This window comes from Micromonospora sp. WMMD1120 (assembly GCF_029626235.1).
GTDB lineage: Bacteria > Actinomycetota > Actinomycetes > Mycobacteriales > Micromonosporaceae > Micromonospora.
Genome location: NZ_JARUBO010000005.1, coordinates 4,366,858 through 4,387,489, shown reverse-complemented (window position 1 = coordinate 4,387,489; position 20,632 = coordinate 4,366,858). Strand labels below are relative to the sequence as shown.

At 73.4% G+C, this 20,632-nt stretch carries 18 protein-coding genes; 6 read left to right on the top strand and 12 right to left on the bottom strand.

All coding sequences use genetic code 11. The annotated features are described in order from the left end of the window. Positions 1 to 125: 125 nt before the first annotated feature. From pdxT to pgsA, 6 genes are all read right to left on the bottom strand, one after another. Positions 126 to 752 (bottom strand): pyridoxal 5'-phosphate synthase glutaminase subunit PdxT, encoded by a 627-nt coding sequence (pdxT, locus tag O7634_RS20560; protein ID WP_278151742.1) that lies wholly within the window; start codon positions 750 to 752, stop codon positions 126 to 128. Then, on the bottom strand, positions 749 to 1,666 hold the full coding sequence (gene pdxS / locus O7634_RS20555; protein ID WP_278151741.1) for a pyridoxal 5'-phosphate synthase lyase subunit PdxS: 918 nt from the start codon (positions 1,664 to 1,666) through the stop codon (positions 749 to 751). The genes pdxT and pdxS overlap by 4 nt, the downstream gene beginning before the upstream one ends. Before the next feature lie 139 nt (positions 1,667 to 1,805). Further along, positions 1,806 to 2,309 carry a hypothetical protein gene (locus O7634_RS20550; protein ID WP_278151740.1) on the bottom strand — a complete coding sequence of 168 codons (504 nt, stop codon included), beginning with the start codon at positions 2,307 to 2,309 and terminating at the stop codon, positions 1,806 to 1,808. Between the two features lie 84 nt (positions 2,310 to 2,393). Continuing rightward, the gene (locus tag O7634_RS20545; protein ID WP_278151739.1) at positions 2,394 to 3,554 is read right to left on the bottom strand and encodes a glycosyltransferase family 4 protein; all 1,161 of its coding nucleotides are present in this window, start codon (positions 3,552 to 3,554) and stop codon (positions 2,394 to 2,396) included. A gap of 16 nt (positions 3,555 to 3,570) precedes the next feature. Further along, complete coding sequence (locus tag O7634_RS20540; RefSeq protein WP_278151738.1) at positions 3,571 to 4,503, bottom strand: phosphatidylinositol mannoside acyltransferase; 933 nt, start codon at positions 4,501 to 4,503, stop codon at positions 3,571 to 3,573. A 46-nt stretch (positions 4,504 to 4,549) separates the two neighbouring features. Beyond that, positions 4,550 to 5,179 carry a phosphatidylinositol phosphate synthase gene (gene pgsA / locus O7634_RS20535; protein ID WP_278151737.1) on the bottom strand — a complete coding sequence of 210 codons (630 nt, stop codon included), beginning with the start codon at positions 5,177 to 5,179 and terminating at the stop codon, positions 4,550 to 4,552. Between the two features lie 252 nt (positions 5,180 to 5,431). On the opposite strand from pgsA, the gene O7634_RS20530 reads away from it, so the two are divergent. Then, entirely contained in the window at positions 5,432 to 7,588 is a 2,157-nt protein-coding gene (locus O7634_RS20530; RefSeq protein ID WP_278151736.1) for an elongation factor G-like protein EF-G2, read from the top strand. 532 nt (positions 7,589 to 8,120) lie between these two features. On the opposite strand, the gene O7634_RS20525 is transcribed toward O7634_RS20530, so the two are convergent. After that, the gene (locus tag O7634_RS20525; protein ID WP_278151735.1) at positions 8,121 to 9,176 is read right to left on the bottom strand and encodes an aldo/keto reductase; all 1,056 of its coding nucleotides are present in this window, start codon (positions 9,174 to 9,176) and stop codon (positions 8,121 to 8,123) included. Between the two features lie 240 nt (positions 9,177 to 9,416). Then, entirely contained in the window at positions 9,417 to 9,929 is a 513-nt protein-coding gene (locus O7634_RS20520) for an HIT domain-containing protein (RefSeq protein ID WP_278154030.1), read from the bottom strand. 173 nt (positions 9,930 to 10,102) lie between these two features. On the opposite strand from O7634_RS20520, the gene O7634_RS20515 reads away from it, so the two are divergent. Continuing rightward, positions 10,103 to 10,831, top strand: a complete 729-nt coding sequence (locus O7634_RS20515; protein WP_278151734.1) for a D-Ala-D-Ala carboxypeptidase family metallohydrolase — start codon at positions 10,103 to 10,105, stop codon at positions 10,829 to 10,831. Positions 10,832 to 11,076: 245 nt separating this feature from the next. On the opposite strand, the gene thrS is transcribed toward O7634_RS20515, so the two are convergent. Continuing rightward, positions 11,077 to 13,086, bottom strand: a complete 2,010-nt coding sequence (gene thrS / locus O7634_RS20510) for a threonine--tRNA ligase (RefSeq protein WP_278151733.1) — start codon at positions 13,084 to 13,086, stop codon at positions 11,077 to 11,079. A gap of 188 nt (positions 13,087 to 13,274) precedes the next feature. Between thrS and O7634_RS20505 the strand changes: the two genes are divergently transcribed. Next, on the top strand, positions 13,275 to 14,285 hold the full coding sequence (locus O7634_RS20505; protein ID WP_278151732.1) for a DUF1775 domain-containing protein: 1,011 nt from the start codon (positions 13,275 to 13,277) through the stop codon (positions 14,283 to 14,285). A gap of 97 nt (positions 14,286 to 14,382) precedes the next feature. Here the strand turns inward: O7634_RS20505 and O7634_RS20500 are convergent, their stop codons facing one another. Further along, positions 14,383 to 15,303 carry an ADP-ribosylglycohydrolase family protein gene (locus O7634_RS20500; protein ID WP_278151731.1) on the bottom strand — a complete coding sequence of 307 codons (921 nt, stop codon included), beginning with the start codon at positions 15,301 to 15,303 and terminating at the stop codon, positions 14,383 to 14,385. 73 nt (positions 15,304 to 15,376) lie between these two features. Here O7634_RS20500 and O7634_RS20495 point away from each other — a divergent pair, with 73 nt between their 5' ends. Next, positions 15,377 to 16,066: a response regulator transcription factor gene (locus O7634_RS20495; protein WP_203151090.1), complete on the top strand. Its 690-nt coding sequence runs from the start codon at positions 15,377 to 15,379 to the stop codon at positions 16,064 to 16,066. A gap of 29 nt (positions 16,067 to 16,095) precedes the next feature. Beyond that, on the top strand, positions 16,096 to 17,499 hold the full coding sequence (locus O7634_RS20490) for a HAMP domain-containing sensor histidine kinase (RefSeq protein ID WP_278151730.1): 1,404 nt from the start codon (positions 16,096 to 16,098) through the stop codon (positions 17,497 to 17,499). Between the two features lie 248 nt (positions 17,500 to 17,747). Here the strand turns inward: O7634_RS20490 and O7634_RS20485 are convergent, their stop codons facing one another. Both O7634_RS20485 and O7634_RS20480 read right to left on the bottom strand, forming a co-directional pair. Next, a complete protein-coding gene (locus tag O7634_RS20485; RefSeq protein ID WP_278151729.1) occupies positions 17,748 to 18,773 on the bottom strand; it encodes an adenosine deaminase in 1,026 nt (341 codons plus the stop codon). Next, a complete protein-coding gene (locus tag O7634_RS20480; protein ID WP_278151728.1) occupies positions 18,770 to 19,564 on the bottom strand; it encodes a trans-aconitate 2-methyltransferase in 795 nt (264 codons plus the stop codon). The genes O7634_RS20485 and O7634_RS20480 overlap by 4 nt, the downstream gene beginning before the upstream one ends. An 83-nt stretch (positions 19,565 to 19,647) precedes the next feature. Between O7634_RS20480 and O7634_RS20475 the strand changes: the two genes are divergently transcribed. Beyond that, positions 19,648 to 20,631 carry an aldo/keto reductase gene (locus tag O7634_RS20475; protein ID WP_278151727.1) on the top strand — a complete coding sequence of 328 codons (984 nt, stop codon included), beginning with the start codon at positions 19,648 to 19,650 and terminating at the stop codon, positions 20,629 to 20,631. Position 20,632: the final 1 nt, after the last annotated feature.

Genomic DNA, 20,632 nt, shown 5'->3' with positions numbered 1-20,632 from the left:
CTGCCGAATCCCCGCAATCCTACCGGCGACCCCCGGGTCGCTGTCAGCCACCGCGCGCGGTCACGGCACGGTGGCTCCGCACAGCGGGACCAAAGGTGCACAACCCCACAGATGTACGGCTTCGGTTACCGGTTCCGGACCAGGTCCACGAAGTACGCGTGCACGCGCAGGTCACCGGTCAACTCCGGGTGGAACGAGGTGGCCACCAGATTGCCCTGCCGGACCGCCACGACCCGGTCGGCGGCCGGACCACCGGTGACAGTGCCGATCACCTCGACGCCGGCGCCGACCCGCTCGACCCACGGCGCGCGGATGAACACCGCGTGGAACGCCCCGCCCGGCACCCCGGCGATGGTCACCGGCGCCTCGAACGAGTCGACCTGCCGGCCGAACGCGTTGCGCCGGACGGTCATCTCGATGCCGGAGAAGCCCCGCTGGTCGGGACGCCCGTCGAGCACCTCGGTCGCCAGCATGATCATGCCGGCGCACGACCCGTACACCGGCATGCCGTCGGCGATCCGCTTGTCGATCGGCTCGCGCAGCTCGAAGATGTCGACGAGCTTGCTGATGGTGGTGGACTCGCCACCCGGGATGACGAGACCGTGCACCGCGTCCAACTCCCGCGGACGGCGGACCGGGCGGGCGTCCGCGCCCGCCGCGGTCAGCGCGGCCAGGTGCTCGCGGACGTCCCCCTGGAGCGCGAGCACACCGATCACCGGCGCGCCGCCGCCCGCCACGTCGGGCCCGCTCACCAGCCGCGCTCGGCCAGCCGGTGCGGCTGCGGGATCTCGTCCACGTTGATGCCGACCATCGCCTCGCCGAGACCACGGGAGACCTTGGCCAGCACGTCCGGGTCGTCGTGGAAGGTGGTGGCCTTGACGATCGCGGCGGCCCGCTGGGCGGGGTTGCCCGACTTGAAGATGCCGGAGCCGACGAAGACCCCCTCCGCGCCGAGCTGCATCATCATCGCGGCGTCGGCCGGGGTGGCGATCCCACCGGCGGTGAACAGCACCACCGGCAGCTTGCCGCTCTCGGCGACCTCCTTGACCAGCTCGTACGGGGCCTGCAACTCCTTGGCGGCGACGTACAGCTCGTCGGCCGGCAGCGCGGACAGCCGGCGGATCTCCTGCCGGATCCGGCGCATGTGGGTGGTGGCGTTGGAGACGTCGCCGGTGCCGGCCTCGCCCTTGGAACGGATCATCGCCGCGCCCTCGGTGATCCGGCGCAGCGCCTCGCCCAGGTTCGTCGCGCCGCACACGAAGGGCACCGTGAACGCCCACTTGTCGATGTGGTTCGCGTAGTCGGCCGGGGTCAGCACCTCGGACTCGTCGACGTAGTCCACGCCGAGCGACTGGAGGATCCGGGCTTCCACGAAGTGACCGATGCGGGCCTTGGCCATCACCGGGATGGAGACCGCGCTGATGATCCCGTCGATCATGTCGGGGTCGCTCATCCGGGACACGCCGCCCTGGGCGCGGATGTCGGCGGGCACCCGCTCCAGCGCCATAACGGCCACCGCGCCGGCGTCCTCAGCGATCTTGGCCTGCTCGGCGTTGACCACATCCATGATCACGCCGCCCTTGAGCATCTCGGCCATGCCACGCTTCACGCGGGCGGTGCCGACGACGGGGGCGGTAGCAGCGGTCGAGGCGGTGTTGTCGGGCACGATTCATCGCTCCTTGGACGCGCTCCGGGGGGTGGCAGCGAAAATGCTACGCGCGGGACAACACCGCACCGACAGCCAATCAGACCCCCGGTGGCCTGCGCTGTGGCAGTGGTCACCGACCCGCCGGCCACCCGGTGGCTCAGGCGGCGGGCACGTCCGCCGGCACGATCAGCGTCGGATCGTCGATGTCGAAGTAGCGTGGCCACTCCCGGCCCCGCCCCATCCGCAACAGCCGCACCAGTGGCCGGCTGCGCGCCGAGCGGGCGTCCCGGACCAGGTCCGTGTGCACCTGCCGGGACAGCGCGAGCCGGCGACTGGCGGCGATGACCGCCGCGCTGTCCGGATCGTTCGGGTCGAGCTGGACCCCGCGCAGCTGCCGGGTGAGGTCGTTCTCCGCCGCCTCCCGCTCGTCCGGGCCGGCGTCCAGGGCGATCCGGGCCGCCGCGTACAGCTCGACGCCGAAACGCCGCTCGGCCAGCACCGCGGCGGCCGCCGCCCGGCGCAGCAGGTGGGCGTCGAGGGCCCGCGCCGCCAGCTCCGCGCGGCCCTGCAGGCGCTCCACCCGGCCGGCGGTCCAGATGAGGTACGCCGCGACCAGCCCCACGAGCACGCTCGCGGCCACCACCCACCACATGTGCGGCATCGTAGTGCTGCTCCGTTTCGTCCGAGATTGGGCGCGGCCCGACCGGTCACCCGGGTCACATCCGCGCCGTCCGTCACACCCGGCTCAGCCCAACCCCACCCACTCCTGGTCGATGACCCGCCCGTCGGTCGCCTCGATCGCCGCTGCGTATACCTCCAGAACGCGGCGAGCAACCACCGGCCAGTCGAAATTCGCCACCACCTGGTCACCGCAGGCACTCAGCGTCGCCCGTGCCGCCGGATCGTCCAACAGCTCGGCCAGGGCGTCGCGCAACCCCACCGGATCGCCGGTGCGGAACAGCCGACCGGCGCGCCCGCCGTCGAGGACCCGCCGGAACGCGTCCAGGTCACTGGCGACCACCGTCGTACCCGCGGCCAGCGCCTCGGTGAGGATCATCCCGAACGACTCGCCACCCGTGTTCGGCGCCACGTAGAGGTGCACACTGCGCAACATCCGCGCCTTGTCCGGCTCGCTGACCAGACCGAGGAACGTCACCCGCTCGTGCAGGTCGGCGGGGAACTGCCCGTACAGGTCGTCGGGGTCCCCCGGCCCGGCCACCAGCAACCGCAGCCCGGGTCGGGTGGCGGCCAACGCCACGAACGCGTCGCGCAACACCGGGAAACCCTTGCGCGCCTCGGTGAACCGGCCCAGGAAGCCCAGCGTGCCCCCGCTGCCCACCGCGCACTCCCCCGGCCACCCCGGCAACGGCTCGGCGTCGGCGAACTTGGCCACCGCCACCCCGTTGGGGATCTCCACCGCGCCGCCGTCCATGTGCTCCACCTGCACCTTGCGGGCCAGCGCGCTGACCGCGATCCGGGCGGTGATCCGCTCCAACACGATCTGGAGCACGCCCTGCGCCGCCGCCAGCACCCGCGACCGGGTCATCGCGGTGTGGAACGTGGCCACCACCGGTCCCCGCGCGGAGAGCACCGCCAGCAGCGACAGGCTCAACGTCAACGGCTCGTGCACGTGCAGCACGTCGAAGTCACCATTGGTGATCCACCGACGGACCCGGGCGGTCGACACCGGGCCGAACGCGATCCGCGCCACCGAACCGTTGTACGGCAGCGGCACGGCCCGGCCGGCGGACACCACGTACTCCGGCAGCGCCGCGTCCTCGTCGGCGGGTGCGAGCACGCTGACCTCGTGGCCGAGCGCGATCAACGCCTCGGCGAGATCCACGACGTGGTTCTGCACCCCACCCGGAACGTCGAAGGAGTACGGGCACACGATGCCGATCCGCATGCGTCAGCCCACCTCCTCAGGCCGGACCGGGGGCCGACGAGGGCAGCGCCGCGCCCTCCCCCGCCCTGCCCTGGTCCAGCCACATCCGCTGCAACATGTGCCAGTCTTCCGGATGCCGGGCGATGCCCGCCGCCAGACGGTCGGCGATCATCTGGGTCAGCGACCGGACCCGCTGGTCCAGCGGCCCCGTCTCGGGCCCCGGCACCGGCAGCGGGCCGGACAGCGACGCGCAGGCCGCGTCCGCCTCGTACCACATCGAGGCCACGTAGAGCGGCGCGCCGGTGTGCAGCGCGAGCAACGCCGGCCCGGCGGGCATCCGGGTCCGGCCACCGAAGAAGTTCACCTCGACCCCCCGGGCGGAGAGGTCGCGGTCGGCCAGCAGCGGCACCACCGCACCCGCGCGGACCCGGTCCAGCAGCACCTCGAACGCCGGACGGGGGCCACCGTGGGTCGGCAGGATCTCCATTCCCAGGCCCTCGCGGAAGGCGATGAACCGCTCGTAGACGCCCTCCGGCTTGAGTCGCTCCATCACCGTGGTGATCGGCCAGCCGGTGGCCGCCACCCAGGCGCCGGCCGCGTCCCAGTTGGCGGAGTGCGGCAGGGCCACCACCGCGCCCCGGCCGGCCGCCACGTCGGCGGCCAGCAGCTCCGCGCCGTCGAGCCGGAACCCGGACAGGATCTGCTCCCGGCTCAACGCGGGCAGCCGGAACGCCTCCATCCAGTACCGGGCGTACGAGCGCAGCCCACGTTTGACGAGATCGTCCAGCTCGGCCTCGGGCAGGTCCGGGCCGACCACCCGGCGCAGGTTGGCGCGCAGTCGCGCCGTACCCCCGTCGCCGCGTCGGTGGGCGCGGTCCGCGCCCGCCCGGAACGCCGCGGCCACCAGCGGCCGGGGTAGCGCGCGGACGACCCGCCAGCCGGCGACGAAGCCCAGCTCGGTGAGGTTCACGCGGCTCGGCCGCCGGTCGGCCGACGCCGGGTCGCCGACGCCCCGCTCACGCCCGGCCGTCCGGCTGGAGCTGCTGAGCCTGGCGGTAGACGTGCGTCACCCGCTGCCCCACCGTGAAGATCGACACCGCAGCGAGCAGCCAGAGCGCGATCTCCAGGGCCGGCCGGACACCGACGCCGGTGAGGATCCCGCCGACGCCCACGATCAGCAGGCGTTCGGTGCGCTCGGCGATGCCCACGTTGCAGGTCATGCCGAGCCCCTCGGCGCGGGCCTTCACGTAGGAGACCAGGCCACCGGCGGCCAGGCAGAGCAGCGCCGCCGCGACGCCGGAGTGATCACCCCGCGTCGCCAACCAGTACGCGACAGCGCCGAAGACAGCGCTGTCGGCGACCCGGTCCATGCTCGAATCGAGGAACGCGCCGAACCGGGTCGAGCCGCCGCTCATCCGGGCCATCGTCCCGTCGAGCAGGTCGGTGAGCGCGAACACTGTCACGATCAACGCGCCGGCGACCAGGTGGCCGCGGGCACCGAAGCCGAGAGCGCCGACGAGCACACCGACGGTGCCCGCGACGGTGACGGCATTGGGGGTGACGCCCGCGCGCAGCAGGGCGCGGGCGATCGGCTCGACGACGCGGGTCATCCCCGCGCGGGCCGACACTTGGAAGATCTTCGCCATGGCGGTCCCCACAGTAACGGTCCGCCCAGGTCCGGCGATACGGCCGGTCCCGCCGACCCGCCCGGGAAAGGCTTGTGCCGGTCCGGCAACGGGTGTGAGATCGAGCCGGGAGGGTGAGCCAGCTCACCCGACCGCCCGTCCCGTTCCCGCTGGACAGCAGACCACCGGAGGATAGCGCCGCGCACTCGCCCCGGGCCGCTTCCCTGTCGCGCGGCGGTCGCCACCCACCACCGGCCGAGGGAGGTGCGCCCGATGGCGCAGAAAAGTCAGGAGAAGGGTTCCGCCGGCGGCACGCCGGTGGTGACCGAGCCCGAGCGGATCCGCAACGTGGTGCTCGTCGGGCACTCCGGCGCGGGCAAGACGACGCTCGTCGAGGCCCTGCTCGCGGCGACCGGCACGATCAGCCGCGCCGGCACCGTCGCCGACGGCACGACCGTCGGCGACCACGACCCCGCGGCGGTACGCCAGCAGCGCTCGGTGAGTCTGTCCTGCGCACCGCTGCTGCACAACGGCATCAAGGTCAACCTGCTGGACACCCCCGGCTACGCCGACTTCGTCGGCGAGCTGCGCGCCGGGTTGCGGGCCGCCGACGCCGCGCTGTTCGTCGTCTCCGCCGCCGGTGGCATGGACGCCGCCACCGTGGCGCTGTGGGAGGAGTGCGCCGCCGTCGACATGCCCCGGGCGGTAGCGGTGGCCCGACTGGACCAGCCCCGCGCCGACGTCGACGAGACGGTGGCGCTCTGCCAGCGCCTCTTCGGCGACAACGTGATGCCCCTCTACCTGCCGATGCTCGGCGACGACGGGGTGTCCACCGAGGGATTGCTCGGTCTGATCACCCGCCGGGTCTTCGACTACAGCGCCGGGCTCCCGGCCGACGTCCGCGACCCCGACCCGGAACACCAGCCGGCCATCGACGAGTCCCGCAACGAGCTGATCGAGGGGATCATCGCCGAGAGCGAGGACGAGACCCTGATGGATCGCTACCTCGACGGCGAGGAGATCAGCACCGAGGTGCTCATCGACGACCTGGAGAAGGCCGTCGCCCGGGGCCACTTCTACCCGGTGGTGCCGGTCTGCGCGGCGACCGGCGTCGGCCTGGACGTGCTGCTGGAGGTGCTGACCGCCGCGTTCCCGTCGCCCCCGGAGCACGATCTGCCGGCGGTGACCGGCGTGGACGGCTCACCCCGGCCGCCGTTGACCTGCGACCCGGACGGCCCGCTCGTCGCCGAGGTCGTCAAGACCACCGTCGACCGCCACGTCGGGCGGGTCTCCCTGGTCCGGGTCTTCTCCGGCACGCTGCGCCCCGACCAGACGGTGCACATCTCCGGGCACGGCATGGCCGAACGCGGGCACCCCGACCACGACGCCGACGAGCGGGTCGGACACATCTACACCCCGCTCGGCGCCACACTGCGCGAGGTGCCACTCTGCGCGGCCGGCGACATCTGCGCCATCACCAAGTCGGGCAGCGCCGAGACCGGCGACACCATCTCGGCCAAGAGCGACCCGCTGCTGATCGCCCCCTGGGAGATGCCCGAGCCGCTGCTGCCGGTGGCGATCGTCGCCCGCAGCCGCGCCGACGAGGACGCCCTGGCCCGCAACCTCGCCCGCCTGGTCGCCGGTGACCCGACGCTGCGGCTGGAACGCAACCCGGAGACCCACCAACTGGTGCTCTGGTGCATGGGCGAGGCACACGCGGACGTGGTGCTCGACCGGCTGCGCGCCGGCGGCGTCGAGCTGGACACCGAGCCGGTGCGGGTGTCGCTGCGCGAGACGCTGACCGCCCCCGCGCGCGGGCACGGCCGGCACGTCAAGCAGTCCGGCGGCCACGGCCAGTACGCGGTCTGCGACATCGAGGTCGAGCCCCTGCCCCGAGGCAGCGGTTTCGAGTTCGCCGACCGGGTCGTCGGCGGCGCGGTGCCGCACAACTACATCCCGTCGGTGGAGAAGGGCGTCCGCGCCCAACTCGCCCGTGGCCTGGTCGCCGGCCACCCCGTCGTGGACCTGCGGGTGACCCTCGTCGACGGGAAGGCCCACAGCGTCGACTCCTCCGACGCGGCCTTCCAGACCGCCGGCGCGCTGGCGCTGCGCGACGCCGCCGAACGCGCTCAGCCCGTCCTGCTCGAGCCGATCGACGAGGTCACCATCCGGGTGCCGGACGGCTCCGTGGGCACCGTGCTCGGCGACCTGTCCGGCCGGCGCGGCCGGGTCCTCGGCACCGAGCCGGACCCGGACACCGAGGGCCGTACCCTCGTACGCGCCGAGGTGCCCGCCACCGAACTGCTCCGCTACGCCGTCGAGCTGCGCTCGATGACGGCCGGCACCGGCACCTTCCGCCGCCACTTCGTCCGCCACGACCCCATGCCCACCCACCTCGCCGACCAGGTTCGCAAAGAACAGTCCCCCTGACCGAGGCCCCTGCCCCCTTTCCTCCCCGCCCCGCCCCGCCCCGCCCCGCCCCGGCCCGGCCCGCCCAGCCCGGCCCTCGGCCCAACCCGGCCCGGCCCGGCCCCCGACCCGGCCCCCGGCCCCCGGCCCTCGGCCCCAACCCGGCCCGGCCCGGCCCTCGGCCCTCGGCCCTCGGCCCCAACCCGGCCCGGCGATCTTGCACATTGTGTCGGCGTTATGCCCCCTCCGAGGCATATGCCGCGACACAAAGTGCAAGATCGTTGGGACTCGGCGGCCCGGGGCGCGGCGGAACGGGCGGGGTGGGTTGGGGAGAGCGCGCTGGGGCTGGGTGGTCGGGCACGGCGCGCTGGAGATGACCCGGGGGGCGCGATGGGCCTCCCACCTTCGCGATCTTGCACTTTCGGTCGCCCTTATGTCGCTCCTGCGGCTTATGTCGCGACAGTAAGTGCAAGATCGGCGGGGCGAGGGGTGCCGGGGTGAGGGGTGCCGGGGCGAGGGGCGGGCGAGGGGCGGGCGAGGGGCGGGCGGGTTGTCAGGGGTGGACTGTGGGGGTGGTGGGGCGGGGCCAGTGCGGGCGGTCGGCGTCGCGCAGGGCCGCCGTACGGAGGGCGGCCAGTTGGCGTTCCACCTCGACGAACTGGTCCGCTGGGAGCGGGCCTCGGCGTAGCGCCCCGGCGTTCTCCTCGACCTGGGCGACGGTCCGGCAGCCCGGGATCGGGACGGTACGACCGCTGCGCGCCCAGATCCAGCCCAACGCGCCCTGGGCGAGGGTGCGCCCGTCGGCGGTGAGGGCGGCCCGGACGGCACCGACCCGGCGCAGCCACTCCGGCGCCGGCCGGCCGCCCCGGAACCACTCCAACCATCCCGGTGTCGACCCGCGTACGTCGTCGCGGGGCAGTGTCGAGCCGGCCGAGTACTTGCCGGTGAGCAGCCCCATGGCGAGCGGTTCCCGGTTGACGCTGGCCAGGTCGTACTTGTCGCAGATGGCGAGCAGGTCGGGGGCGTCGCGCAGCACCGACAGGGTGTGCTGGACGGCTGTCGCGTTGGTGGCGTGCCCGAACGCGGCGGCCCGGTCGGGACGGTCGGTGCTCCACCCGTACCCGCGGATCAGGCCCTCGGCGACCAGGTCCTCGCAGGTTCCGATGAGCGCCTGCGCCCTCGGCACCGGCAGGTCGGCCAGGTGTAGCTGGTAGAGGTCGATCCGGTCGGTGCCCAGCCGGCGCAGCGAGGCGGTCACGGCCCGCCGCAGGTACCCGGGTGAGGCGTCCTCGCCGGTGGCCTGGCGACTGGCCTCGTCGAAGGTGTAACCCCACTTGGTGGCGATCACGGCGTGGTCCCGGCGGCCGGCGAGCGCCCGGCCGAGCACCCGCTCACCGTGTCCGGCCCCGTACGTGTCGGCGGTGTCGAAGAGGGTGATACCGAGGTCGAGCGCGCGCCGTACGGCCCGCACCGACTCGTCGTCGTCGACAGCACCCCAACCGAGTGGCTGGCCGCCCTCCGCCCAGGGCCCGCTGATCGCCCAGCACCCCATGCCGAGGGCGCTGACCTCGATTCCGCTGCGCCCCAACATCCGTGTCGTGACTGCCATCGGCCGATCGTGCCACCTGGACCGGTCGGGGCGTAGCGGATCGACGGGAGGTGGTGACGCGGCACGTGGCGGCAGGTGCCGTACGGCATGGAGACGCCAGGCGACGGCGGGCGCGGGCGTCCGTCGAACCGGCCGACGACGCCGACGCGTCGTTCTTCGGCGCGCCACCGGGAGCTGACCCGCTGCCGGCCGACCAGCCGGACCGACGCGGACGCCGCGCCGCGACCGCCCGCCCGGCGGTCAGGACGGCCAGGTGCGGGCGAGCAGGTCGCGGGTGTCGTGCAGGAGCTGCGGCAGGACCTTCGTGCGGCCGATCACCGGCATGAAGTTCGCGTCGCCACCCCAGCGCGGAACGACGTGCTGGTGCAGGTGCGCGGCGATGCCGGCGCCGGCCACCCCGCCCTGGTTCATCCCCAGGTTGAAGCCGTGCGCGTTGCTGACCTTGCGGATCACCCGCATGGCCGTCTGGGTGTACGACGCCAGCTCGGTGGTCTCCGGCACGTCCAGGTCGGTGTAGTCGGCCACGTGCCGGTAGGGGCAGACCAGCAAATGACCCGGATTGTACGGATAAAGATTGAGCACCACGAAGACGTGCTCGCCCCGGGCCACCACCAGGCTCTCCTCCGGCGGCAGCTTCGGCGCCCGGCAGAAGGGGCAGCCGGTGGGCTTCTCGTAGCCCTCGGCCGGGCGGTCCTCGCCGGAGATGTAGGTCATCCGGTGCGGCGTCCAGAGCCGATCCAGACCGTCCGCCATGCCGCCGCTGTCCGTGTGCCGATCCGCCCCTGTCACGAGCCGATCCTACGGAGCCGGCCGGGCGGGCCGCGACACCCCACCGGCACGAAAAACCCATGGATGCAAGTTCTTGACGGATCAATTCCAAGGCTTGAAGATTCCATGCATCCACGAGCTTCCATATGGAGGGCGAGATGATCCGACGGCTCGGCAGGTTCCTCGCGGCACTTGCGCTGACCGCCACCACCACAGTGGTCGGCGTCACCCTCACCGCCGGCGCGGCACAGGCGGACGGCTGCTACACCTGGGGACGGACCCTGTCCCAGGGGGCATCCGGCGAGGACGTCCGGCAACTCCAGATCCGGGTCGCCGGCTACCCCGGCTACGGCGCGGTGCTGGGGATCGACGGCGCGTTCGGCCCCGCCACCCGGTCGGCGGTGATCCGCTTCCAGCAGGCGTACGGGCTGCCCGCCGACGGCATCGCCGGCCCGCAGACATTCAACCGCCTCTACGCGCTCCAGGACAACGACTGCACCCCGGCCAACTTCAGCTACGCCGAGTTGAACAAGTGCAACGGCGACTGGTCCGGCGGCGCGGTCTCGGCGAGCACGGCACGGGCCAACGCGCTGGTCTCGATGTGGAAGCTCCAGGCCATGCGACACGCCTTGGGCGACGTGGCCATCTCGATCAGCAGCGGCTTCCGCAGCTACGCCTGCAACAGCGCGGTCGGTGGGGCGTCGAACAGCCGGCACCTGTACGGCGACGGCGTGGACCTGACCGGCTCACCGTCGCTCTGCCGACTCGCGCAGCAGGCCCGCAACCACGGCTTCGGGCAGATCCTCGGCCCCGGCTACCCGGACCACAACGACCACACCCACGTCGCGGCGGTCGGCGGCTGGTCCGCGCCGAACTGCGGCATCTGACCCCCGACCGGCGGGCGACACCCGGCCCGCAGGCGACACCCGGCCCGCAGGCGACACCCGGCCCGTAGGCGGCAGGCGGCAGGCGGACTTACGCACGAAGATCGCGCACGAACATGGAAGTAGTGGCCTCCCCCGACGGGGAGGCCACTACTTCATGGATCGAGCACGATCGTGCCGGGCGCGAACGCACGCCGGGCGGGCGCACGCCGCACGCCGGGCGGGCGCACGCCGGGCGCGTCGGGTGTCTACTCCGCGGCGGCGGACGGGCCGATGTTGGTCCGGGAGCTGACCACGTCGAGCACGTGGGTCACCGCCTCGGCGACCGGCACGCCGTTGCGCTGCGAGCCGTCCCGGTAGCGGAAGGACACCGTGCCGGCGGCCACGTCGTCGTCACCGGCGATCACCATGAACGGGATCTTCTGCTGCTGCGCCGTACGGATCTTCTTCTGCATCCGGTCGTCACCCGCGTCCACCTGCGCCCGGATGCCCTCGGCGCGCAGCGCCGCCACGAAGCCGTGCAGGTAGTCGGTGTGGTCCTCGCGGATCGGGATGCCCACCACCTGCACCGGCGCCAGCCAGGCCGGGAACGCGCCCGCGTAGTGCTCGGTGAGCACCCCGAAGAACCGCTCGATCGACCCGAACAGCGCGCGGTGGATCATCACGGGGCGCTGCCGGCTGCCGTCGGCGGCCTGGTACTCCAACCCGAACCGCTCCGGCTGGTTGAAGTCGACCTGGATGGTGGACATCTGCCAGGTCCGGCCGATCGCGTCGCGCGCCTGCACGGAGATCTTCGGCCCGTAGAACGCCGCGCCGCCCGGGTCGGGCACCAGCTCCAGGCCGGAGGTCTCGGCGGCGGTGCGCAGCGCCTCGGTGGCCTCCGCCCAGTCCTCGTCGGCCCCGATGAACTTGGGCGAGTCGTCCCGGGTCGACAGCTCCAGGTAGAAGTCGTCCAGCCCGTAGTCGCGCAGCAGGTCCAGCACGAAGCTGAGCAGCGCGGACAGCTCACCGGCCATCTGCTCGCGGGTGCAGTAGATGTGCGAGTCGTCCTGGGTCAGGCCCCGGACCCGGGTCAGGCCGTGCACCACGCCGGACTTCTCGTACCGGTAGACGGTGCCGAACTCGAACATCCGCAGCGGCAGCTCACGGTACGACCGCCCGCGCGACCTGAAGATCAGGTTGTGCATCGGGCAGTTCATCGCCTTGAGGTAGTAGTCAGCGCCCTCCAACTGCATCGGCGGGAACATGGTGTCCGCGTAGTACGGCAGGTGACCGGAGGTGTGGAAGAGCTGCGCCTTGGAGATGTGCGGGGTGTTGACGAACTCGTACCCCGCCTCCTCGTGCCGCCGCCGCGAGTAGTGCTCCATCTCCCGGCGGATGATGCCGCCCTTGGGGTGGAAGACCGCCAGGCCGGAGCCGATCTCGTCGGGGAAGCTGAACAGGTCGAGGTCCGCGCCGAGCTTGCGGTGGTCGCGCCGGGCGGCCTCCTCCAACAGCTTCAGGTACGCCTTCAGCTCGTCGCGGGTCGGCCACGCGGTGCCGTACACCCGCTGGAGTTGCGGGTTCTTCTCCGACCCCCGCCAGTAGGCGGCGGCCGAGCGCATCAGCTTGAACGCGCCGATCAGGCGGGTGGTCGGCAGGTGCGGCCCGCGGCACAGGTCCGACCAGCAGACCTTGTCCTCCTTGGCGTCGAGGTTGTCGTAGATGGTCAGCTCGCCGCCGCCCACCTCCATCACCTCGTCGGTGTCCAGGCCCTCGCCCTTGACCTCGATCAACTCCAGCTTGAAGGGCTCGTCGGCCAGCTCGGAGCGGGCCTCGTCCAGGCTGCCGAAGCGGCGACGACGGAACCGCTGCCCGGACTTGACGATCTCCTGCATGCGCTTCTCGAGCTTGCTGAGGTCGTCGGGCTGGAACGGCTTGTCGACAGCGAAGTCGTAGTAGAAGCCGTTCTCGATCGGCGGCCCGATGCCGAGCTTCGCCTCGGGGAAGACGTCCTGCACGGCCTGCGCCAGCACGTGCGCGGTGGAGTGCCGCAGCACGTTGAGCCCGTCCGGCGAGTCCAGGCTGACCGGCTCGACAACGGTCTCCTCGGCGGGCGTCCAGTCCAGGTCACGGAGCTGGCCCTGCGGGTCGCGGACCACGACGATCGCCTTGGGGCCGTTCGCGGGCAGTCCGGCCGCGGCCACCGCGTCGGCCGCCGTCGTCCCGGCGGCGACGACGACGGGGTCGGCCACGGCGGGGGTACGGGGTGCGGACACGGTGACTCCTCCAAGCGGTACGAAACGGCGCCGATCCTCGGCCCCTGCCGATGCTATCGGGCCACCCACCCGGGGTCCGGAAGGGCACCTTCCTACCGGCCGCGTTGAACCTTTCCCGCCGTACAGCCGAACTAGAGGGTGTGGCCGGAAACCGGTGCCGGCCGCGCGGACACGGATGGGGGCACGACATGGGGAGCACGCACGGCGGCGAGCGCCGACGGCGGATCGCGGCGGTGACCGCGCTGACCGCCGTCGGGTTGCTGCTCTGGCCCGGGACGGCGCACGCGGACGTGACGACCACGCCGAGCGAGGCGAGGCAGGGCGACGCCGTACGGCTGGAGTTCACCGTCGCCGAGGATCGACCCGGCACGAAGACCACCCAGGTGGAGATCAGGCTGCCGGCCGGCGCGCCGATCGCCGAGGTCTACCCGATGTCGGTGGACGGGTGGGCGCCCCGGATCAGCTCCCGTGAGCTGGACAAGCCGGTGGCCGGCCTGCACTCCTCCGGGGTGAGCACGGTGACCACCGCGGTGACCTGGGTCCGGGTGGGCGACATCGGCCCCGGCCCGGCCCGGTTGCCGCTGTCCATGGGGCCGCTGCCGCAGGTGGAGCGGCTCACCTTCGAGGTCGTGCAGACGTACGCCGACGGCACCGTCGTCCGGTGGGCGGACGCCAGCGGGGCGCGCCGGGCGCCGGCGCTCACCCTGCTGCCGGCGGCCCCGGGCGCCGCCGGACCGGCCGCACACGGCGGCGGTCACGGCGCTCCGGCCGCCGGGGCGCCGGCCGGCGGCGCGCCCGCCGGCGGCAACGGCGACGGCGGCAACGGCGGCAACGGCGATCCGGCCGGCCGTGCGGACGGCGGCGGCGAGGAGTCCGGGAACGCCGACGGGCTGCTGGCCGCCGGCCTGCTCGCCGGGCTGGGCGGTGGCGCGGCCATCGGTTGGCTGGTCAGCCGGTTGCGTCGACGTGACCCGAACGAGGCCGCGGCGCTCGCCGAGGTCACCGGCGCCACCGACAGGCCCGCCACCCTGGCCGAGGTGACCGGCCGAACGGAGGGCCCGACGAAGGCCGCCGAGAGCCCGACGAAGGCCGCCGAGAGCCCGGCAGAGCCCGCCGGAAGCCCGACGAAGGCCGCCGAGAGCCCGACGAAGGCCGCCCAGTCCACGACGCCGGCCGAACCGGTGGCCGCTACTCGATGATCGACTCGGGCTTCTGGAAGGTGCGGCATCCATTCGGCGCGGAGGGCCCGACTTCCAGGAAGCCGAGTTGATCAACGCCGGGGGCCGGCCGGACCGGTCAGGGCGCCCAGGCGGGTAGCGGCTCGCGGGCGGACAGCCACGCCTCGGGCACGCCGCCGCGGGTGCCGACACCCGTGTACGCGGCGACCACCGCCCCGGCGATGGCCGCCGTGGTGTCCACGTCCCCGCCGGCCCGCAGGCAGGTCTGGATCGCCGCCGGGTAGTCGTCGAGGTGGGTGGCCGCCACCCAGAGGGTGAACCCGACGGTGTCCTGGGCGGTCACCCGGGAGCCGTTGCCGAGGTCCGCCACCACCCGGGGCAGCGGCCGGCCGAGCAGCCCGGCCGCCCGGTGCACGCCACGGTGCACCTCGGTGCCCGGGTCCAGCGCGGCGGCGATCCCGGCGAGCAGCCGGTCCGGAGCCGGCCGGTGCCCGTCCAGGCGGGCGCGGGCGGCCAGCGCGGCGGCGACGGCCACCGCGACCGCGCCGGCGATGCCCTCGGGATGCGCGTGCGTCACCTCGGCCGAGGCGCGGGCCTGCGCGGCGGCGCGCGTGGTCGAGTCGGCGAAGTACGCGCCGAGCGGGCCCACCCGCATCGCCGCCCCGTTGCCGCAGGAGCCCTGGCCGTCGAAGGCGGAGGCGGCGGCCAGCGGCCACGGGGTGCCGCTACGGATCAGCCGCAGGATCAGCACCGCACCTGCTCCATAGCCGCGACGCGGGCTGCACCGGGAGGCGAAGGCCAGGGCCAGCCGGTCCCGGTTGACGGCGCCGGAGTCGGCCAGCTCGGCGAGGACCGAGCAGGCCATCTCGGTGTCGTCGGTCCACTCCCAGGGCGCCGGCGGTAGCGCGTCGGCGCCGAGATCCACCGGGGCCGGCACCGACCCGGCGTACCGCTCACCGAGCGCGTCGCCGGTGGAGAGACCGGCGAGGCTGTCCCGGGCGAGGGCCAGGCGGGAGTCGGCGAACAGGGTGAACGACATCGTCGTACCAGCTTGCCCCGTCCCCAGGCACGTCGCAACGCGATCAACTTGCCAGGCCAAGTACGGTCTTGTCGTGGCCTCCGTGCTCCTGGTCGAAGACGATCACGTCGTACGCGGCGCGATGCTGCGGTCCCTCACCGACCGGGGGCACGCCGTGCACGCCGTGGGTACGGCGTTGGACGCGCTGCGTCGGGTGGCCGCGGAGACACCTGACCTGGTGGTGCTGGACCTCGGCCTGCCCGACCTGGACGGCTCGGACGCGCTGCGGATGCTGCGTGGCATCACCGACGTGCCGATCATCATCGCCACCGCCCGGGACGACGAGCAGTCGGTGGTCAAGCTGCTGCGCGCCGGCGCCGACGACTACATGGTCAAGCCGTTCACCGGGGCGCACCTGGACGCGCGGATCACCACTGTGCTGCGCCGGGCCGGCCGGGCCAGTCGGACCGTGCAGCCCGCCGTGCACAGCGTCGGCGGGCTCCGGGTGGACGTCGGCGAGCGCAGCGCCCATCTCGACGGGGAGCCCCTGGCGCTGACCCGCAAGGAATTCGACCTGCTGGCGTATCTCGCCGCACGACCGGGGCGGGTGGTGTCCCGCCGGGAACTCTTGGAGGAGGTATGGCGTCAGCCATCGGTCGGCGAGGATCAGACCATCGACGTTCACCTGTACTGGCTCCGCAGAAAGATGGGCGAGTCCGCGGCGAAGCCGCGCTACCTGCGCACCGTGCGGGGGGTCGGTTTCCGGCTGGTGGCACCGGACTGAGGACGGCGCTGGCCTTGCTCACGGCCGGCATGTCCAGTCTCGTCGCGCTCGCCTTCCTCATCCCCCTCGGCCTCAGCCTGCGCGAGCAGAGCCGGGACGAGGCGATCGCCGACGCGGCCCGGCGCAGCGCGCTGGTGACCGGCGCGTTGGCGGTGAGCACCGACCCGGCGGTCGTCGAACGGGCGGTGGTGGCCAGCGCCGAGGGGTCCGACACCCGGACCGTGGTGCACGGGTTGGGGCTGGACGAGTCGACCGGTCGGGCCGGCGGCGACGACCTGGACCGGGCCCGCGCCGACAAGCGGTCGCTCATCGTCGACGTGGACGGCGGCGTGCTCCGGCTCGACCCGGTCGTCCTCGGTGACCGGACGGCGGTGGTCGAGGTGTTCCTGCCGGATTCGGCGCTCGGCGAGGGCGGTGGCGGCACCTGGCTGCTGCTGTTCGCGGTCGGTGCGGCGATGGCCGGCGCGGCCGTGCTGGTGGTCGACCGGGTGGCGGCCCGCGCGGTGGACGCGACCCGGGGTCTCGTGCAGGCCGCGCTCGCCGTCGGCGACGGCGATCTGGGGGTACGCGTCGAGCCGACCGGTCCCCGCGAGCTGGCCGAGGCCGGGCACGCCTTCAACCGGATGGCCGACCGGCTGGACGCGGCCCGCACCGACGAACGGGAGCTGGTGGCGGACCTGTCGCACCGGCTGCGTACCCCGTTGACGGTGCTGCGGCTGGACGCGGAGGCGTTGGAGTCCGACGACACCAGCGTGGGCTCGTTCAGCCCGGCGGAGTTGGACCGGTTGCGGGGCATCCGGCGGATCCGGCAGGCGATCGTCACCCTGGAGGGCGAGATCGACGTGCTGATCAAGACCACCCGCAAGGCGGTGGCGCACGAGGCCGGACCGGCGATGTGCGACGTCAGCGAGGTGGTCCGGGACCGGATGGTGTTCTGGGCGGCGCTTGCCGGCGACCAGAACCGGCCGCAGCGGGTGATCGGCGCGCAGCTGCGCATTCCCGCTCCGGTGCCACGCGCCGAGCTGGCCGCCGCGCTGGACGCGGTGATCGGCAACGTCTTCCGCTACACCCCGCAGGGCACCGCGTTCGAGGTGGCGGTCTCCCGGCGCGACGGGTACGTGGCGATCCGGGTCGACGACGCCGGTCCCGGCATCGCCAACCCGGACCGGGCGCTGCGCCGGGGGGCCAGCGACCAGGGCTCGACCGGGCTCGGGCTGGACATCGCCAAACGGGTGGCGTTGCAGGCGAACGGCTCGGTGAGCATCGACCGGGCGCGGCTGGGCGGCGCGAGCGTGGTGATGCTGCTCGCCGACCCGGAGGCGACGCCCCGGCAGGTCAGTCGCTTCGGGTTGGTCGGCCGCATGGCCCGCGAGGCCCGGGAGACGAAGGCCAACGGTCGCCGCTGGCCGCGCCAGCGCCCGACCGACGACTGACCGGCCCGACCAACCCGCCGGTTGTGGGCCGGCGCAAGTCTTCCTTAGATCAGGGTTAACGACGGCCTCGGACCGGCGGCGGACTGACAGGATCACAGCGCGAACCCACCAGTTCTACCGGCCGGGCGCCGCACGCGTCCAATGCCGGTGGAGTCGCGCGCGCGGCGGGAGTTTCAGGTCCCCCCACACCCACGCTCCCGCCGCGCGCCCCGCTCTCCCGCCCCGCTCTCCCGATTCGGCCGACCGGCTCAGTGCGCGGCGCCGGCGAGGTACGCGTCGATCTCGGCAGTGATGCGCTGCTTGCCGGCGGCGTCGAGGAAGGACGCGGTCACCGCGTTACGGGCCAGCCCGGCCAGGCCCTCGGGACCGGCGCCGAGCAGGCGGGCCGCCACCGCGTACTCGTCGTTGAGGGTGGTGCCGAACATCGGCGGGTCGTCGGAGTTGATGGTGACCAGAAGTCCGGCCTCGACCAGCCGGGGCAGCGGGTGCTGGTCCAGGTCGGCCACGGCCCGGGTCCGGACGTTCGACGTCGGGCAGACCTCCATCCCGATCCGCCGCTCGGCCAGGTACGCGAGCAGTTCCGGGTCCTGCGCGGCCGAGATGCCGTGCCCGATCCGCTCGGCGCCCAGCTCGTTGATGGCGTCCCAGATCGTCTGCGGCCCGGTGGTCTCCCCCGCGTGTGGTACCGAGCGCAGGCCGGCGGCGCGCGCCTGGTCGAAGTAGGGCCGGAACTGCGGCCGGGGCACGCCGATCTCCGGACCGCCGAGGCCGAAGCTGACCAGCCCGTCCGGGCGCTCGTCCAGGGCGATGCGCAGCGTCTCCTCGGCGGCGGGCAGACCGGCCTCGCCCGGGATGTCGAAGCACCAGCGCAGGTCCAGGCCGAAGTCGGCAAGGGCCCGCTTGCGGGCGTCCTCGATGGCCTCGCAGAACGCGGGCGCGGGAATGCCCCGACTGACGTGCGAGTACGGGGTGATGGTCAGCTCCGCGTACCGGACCTGCTGACGGGCCAGCTCCCGGGCCACCTCGTGGGTGAGCAGCCAGACGTCCTCCGGGTCGCGGATGAGGTCCACCACGCTCAGGTAGACCTCGATGAAGTGCGCGAAGTCGCGGAACTCGAAGTAGTCGGCGAGCGCCTCCGGGTCGGCGGGCACCGGAGTGCGGCCCTCGTGCCGGGCCGCCAGCTCGGCGACGATCCGGGGCGAGGCGGAGCCGACGTGGTGCACGTGCAGCTCCACCTTGGGCAGGCCGGCGATGAAGGCGGAAAGGTCGGTCACTTGTTCTCCTGTACGGGGCCGCCGGTGTGGGCGACGACGAAGACGCGGCGGAACGGGAAGGCCACCTGACCCCGCCGCGCCGGGTAGGCGGTGGCGAGGCGTACCCCCAGCTCGGCCCGGAAGGCGTGCCAGCCGGCGGCGTCCAGCGCGGCCCGGACCGGGCGCAGCGCGGTGCCGTCCATCCAGGCCAGCACCGGGTGCTCGGCGGCAGGTCGAGCCGGGAGCAGGTGCACGTAGGTAGTCTCCCAGGCGTCCACCGCGCAGCCGGCGGCGGTCAGCAGTTCCGCGTAGTCGGTGGGGTCGTCGACCGGTTCCGCGCGCAGCAGCGGGGCGACGTCGGAGCGCCAGGCCGGCCGCTCGGCGACAGCGCGCAGCGCGCGGTGTGACGGCGCGTCGAAGTTGCCGGGGACCTGGACGGCGAGCCACGCCCCTGCGGGCAGCTCGGCGGCCCAGCGGCGCAGCAACGCCTGGTGGCCGGGGACCCACTGGAGCGCGGCGTTGCTGATGACAACGTCCTCGTCCCCGGTCGGACGCCAGTCGCGCAGGTCGGCGACCGAGAAGTCGACGGGAGCGCCGAGCGCCCTGGCCCGCTCGATCATCTCGGGCGCCGAGTCGAGGCCGCGTACTCTGCTCGCCGGCCAGCGTTCGGCCAGGGTGGCGGTGAGCTGGCCGGGGCCGCAGCCGAGGTCGACCACGGCCCGGGGCCGCTCGGCCGGGACGCGGGCGACGAGGTCGTGGAACGGTCGGGACCGCTCGTCGCCGAAGCGGAGGTAGGTCGTCGGGTCCCACATGATCGCCTCCCAAACCGTACGTACGTACTGTTACGGTACGGCTCGCCTGGCCCGGCGGCAACCCGGTCACTAGGCTCGGGGCCATGGAACAGCGCAGCTTCAACCGGCTCGGTCGGACCGTTGGCGCGGTCGGCCTGGGCGCGTGGCAACTCGGCGCCGACTGGGGCACCGTCAGCGAAACCGACGCGATGGCGGTGCTCGCCGCCGCCGTGGACGCCGGGGTCACCTTCCTCGACACCGCCGACGTGTACGGCGACGGCCGCAGCGAGCAGCTCATCGGCCGCTTCCTGCGCACCCGGCCCGACGCGGGGCTGACCGTCGCCACCAAGATGGGGCGCCGCGTCGAGCAGCGACCGGAGGCGTACACACTGGCGAACTTCCGGCAGTGGACCGACCGGTCCCGGGCCAACCTGGGGATGGACACCCTGGACCTGGTCCAGCTGCACTGCCCGCCCACCGAGGTCTTCTCCTCCGACGAGGTCTTCGACGCCCTGGACACCCTGGTCGCGGAGAAGGCCATCGCCGGGTACGGGGTCAGCGTCGAGACCTGCGACCAGGCCCTCACCGCCATCGCCCGGCCCGGGGTGGCAAGTGTCCAGATCATCCTGAACGCGGTGCGGCACAAGCCGCTGGAGCGGGTCCTGCCGGCGGCCTCGGCGGCCGGGGTCGGCATCATCGCCCGGGTGCCGCTGGCCAGTGGTCTGCTCTCCGGCCGCTACGACGAACACACCGAGTTCCCCGCCGACGACCACCGCAACTACAACCGGCACGGCGCGGCCTTCGACGTCGGCGAGACGTTCTCCGGCGTCGACTACGAGTTGGGGCTGGCCGCCGTACGCCGGCTGGCGCCGCTGGTCGACGCGGACCGCACGATGGCGCAGTTCGCGCTGCGCTGGGTGCTCGACCAGGCCGGGGTCACAGTGGTCATCCCCGGCGCCCGCGACGCCGACCAGGCCCGGCGCAACGCCGCGGCGGCGGCCCTGTCGCCGCTCACCGAGGAGCAGTTGGCGGCCGTCCGCGCGACCTACGACGAGCTGATCCGCCCGCAGGTGCACGACCGGTGGTGAC

Coding starts and splice junctions, on each gene's coding strand:
- O7634_RS20525 (WP_278151735.1), bottom strand. CDS start 9,176: ATGGCAGTCACGACACGGATGTTGGGGCGCAGCGGAATCGAGGTCAGC.
- O7634_RS20515 (WP_278151734.1), top strand. CDS start 10,103: ATGATCCGACGGCTCGGCAGGTTCCTCGCGGCACTTGCGCTGACCGCC.
- O7634_RS20480 (WP_278151728.1), bottom strand. CDS start 19,564: ATGTGGGACCCGACGACCTACCTCCGCTTCGGCGACGAGCGGTCCCGA.
- O7634_RS20500 (WP_278151731.1), bottom strand. CDS start 15,303: ATGTCGTTCACCCTGTTCGCCGACTCCCGCCTGGCCCTCGCCCGGGAC.
- O7634_RS20545 (WP_278151739.1), bottom strand. CDS start 3,554: ATGCGGATCGGCATCGTGTGCCCGTACTCCTTCGACGTTCCGGGTGGG.
- pgsA (WP_278151737.1), bottom strand. CDS start 5,179: ATGGCGAAGATCTTCCAAGTGTCGGCCCGCGCGGGGATGACCCGCGTC.
- O7634_RS20490 (WP_278151730.1), top strand. CDS start 16,096: ATGTCCAGTCTCGTCGCGCTCGCCTTCCTCATCCCCCTCGGCCTCAGC.
- O7634_RS20505 (WP_278151732.1), top strand. CDS start 13,275: ATGGGGAGCACGCACGGCGGCGAGCGCCGACGGCGGATCGCGGCGGTG.
- O7634_RS20550 (WP_278151740.1), bottom strand. CDS start 2,309: ATGCCGCACATGTGGTGGGTGGTGGCCGCGAGCGTGCTCGTGGGGCTG.
- O7634_RS20530 (WP_278151736.1), top strand. CDS start 5,432: ATGGCGCAGAAAAGTCAGGAGAAGGGTTCCGCCGGCGGCACGCCGGTG.
- O7634_RS20475 (WP_278151727.1), top strand. CDS start 19,648: ATGGAACAGCGCAGCTTCAACCGGCTCGGTCGGACCGTTGGCGCGGTC.
- O7634_RS20520 (WP_278154030.1), bottom strand. CDS start 9,929: ATGGCGGACGGTCTGGATCGGCTCTGGACGCCGCACCGGATGACCTAC.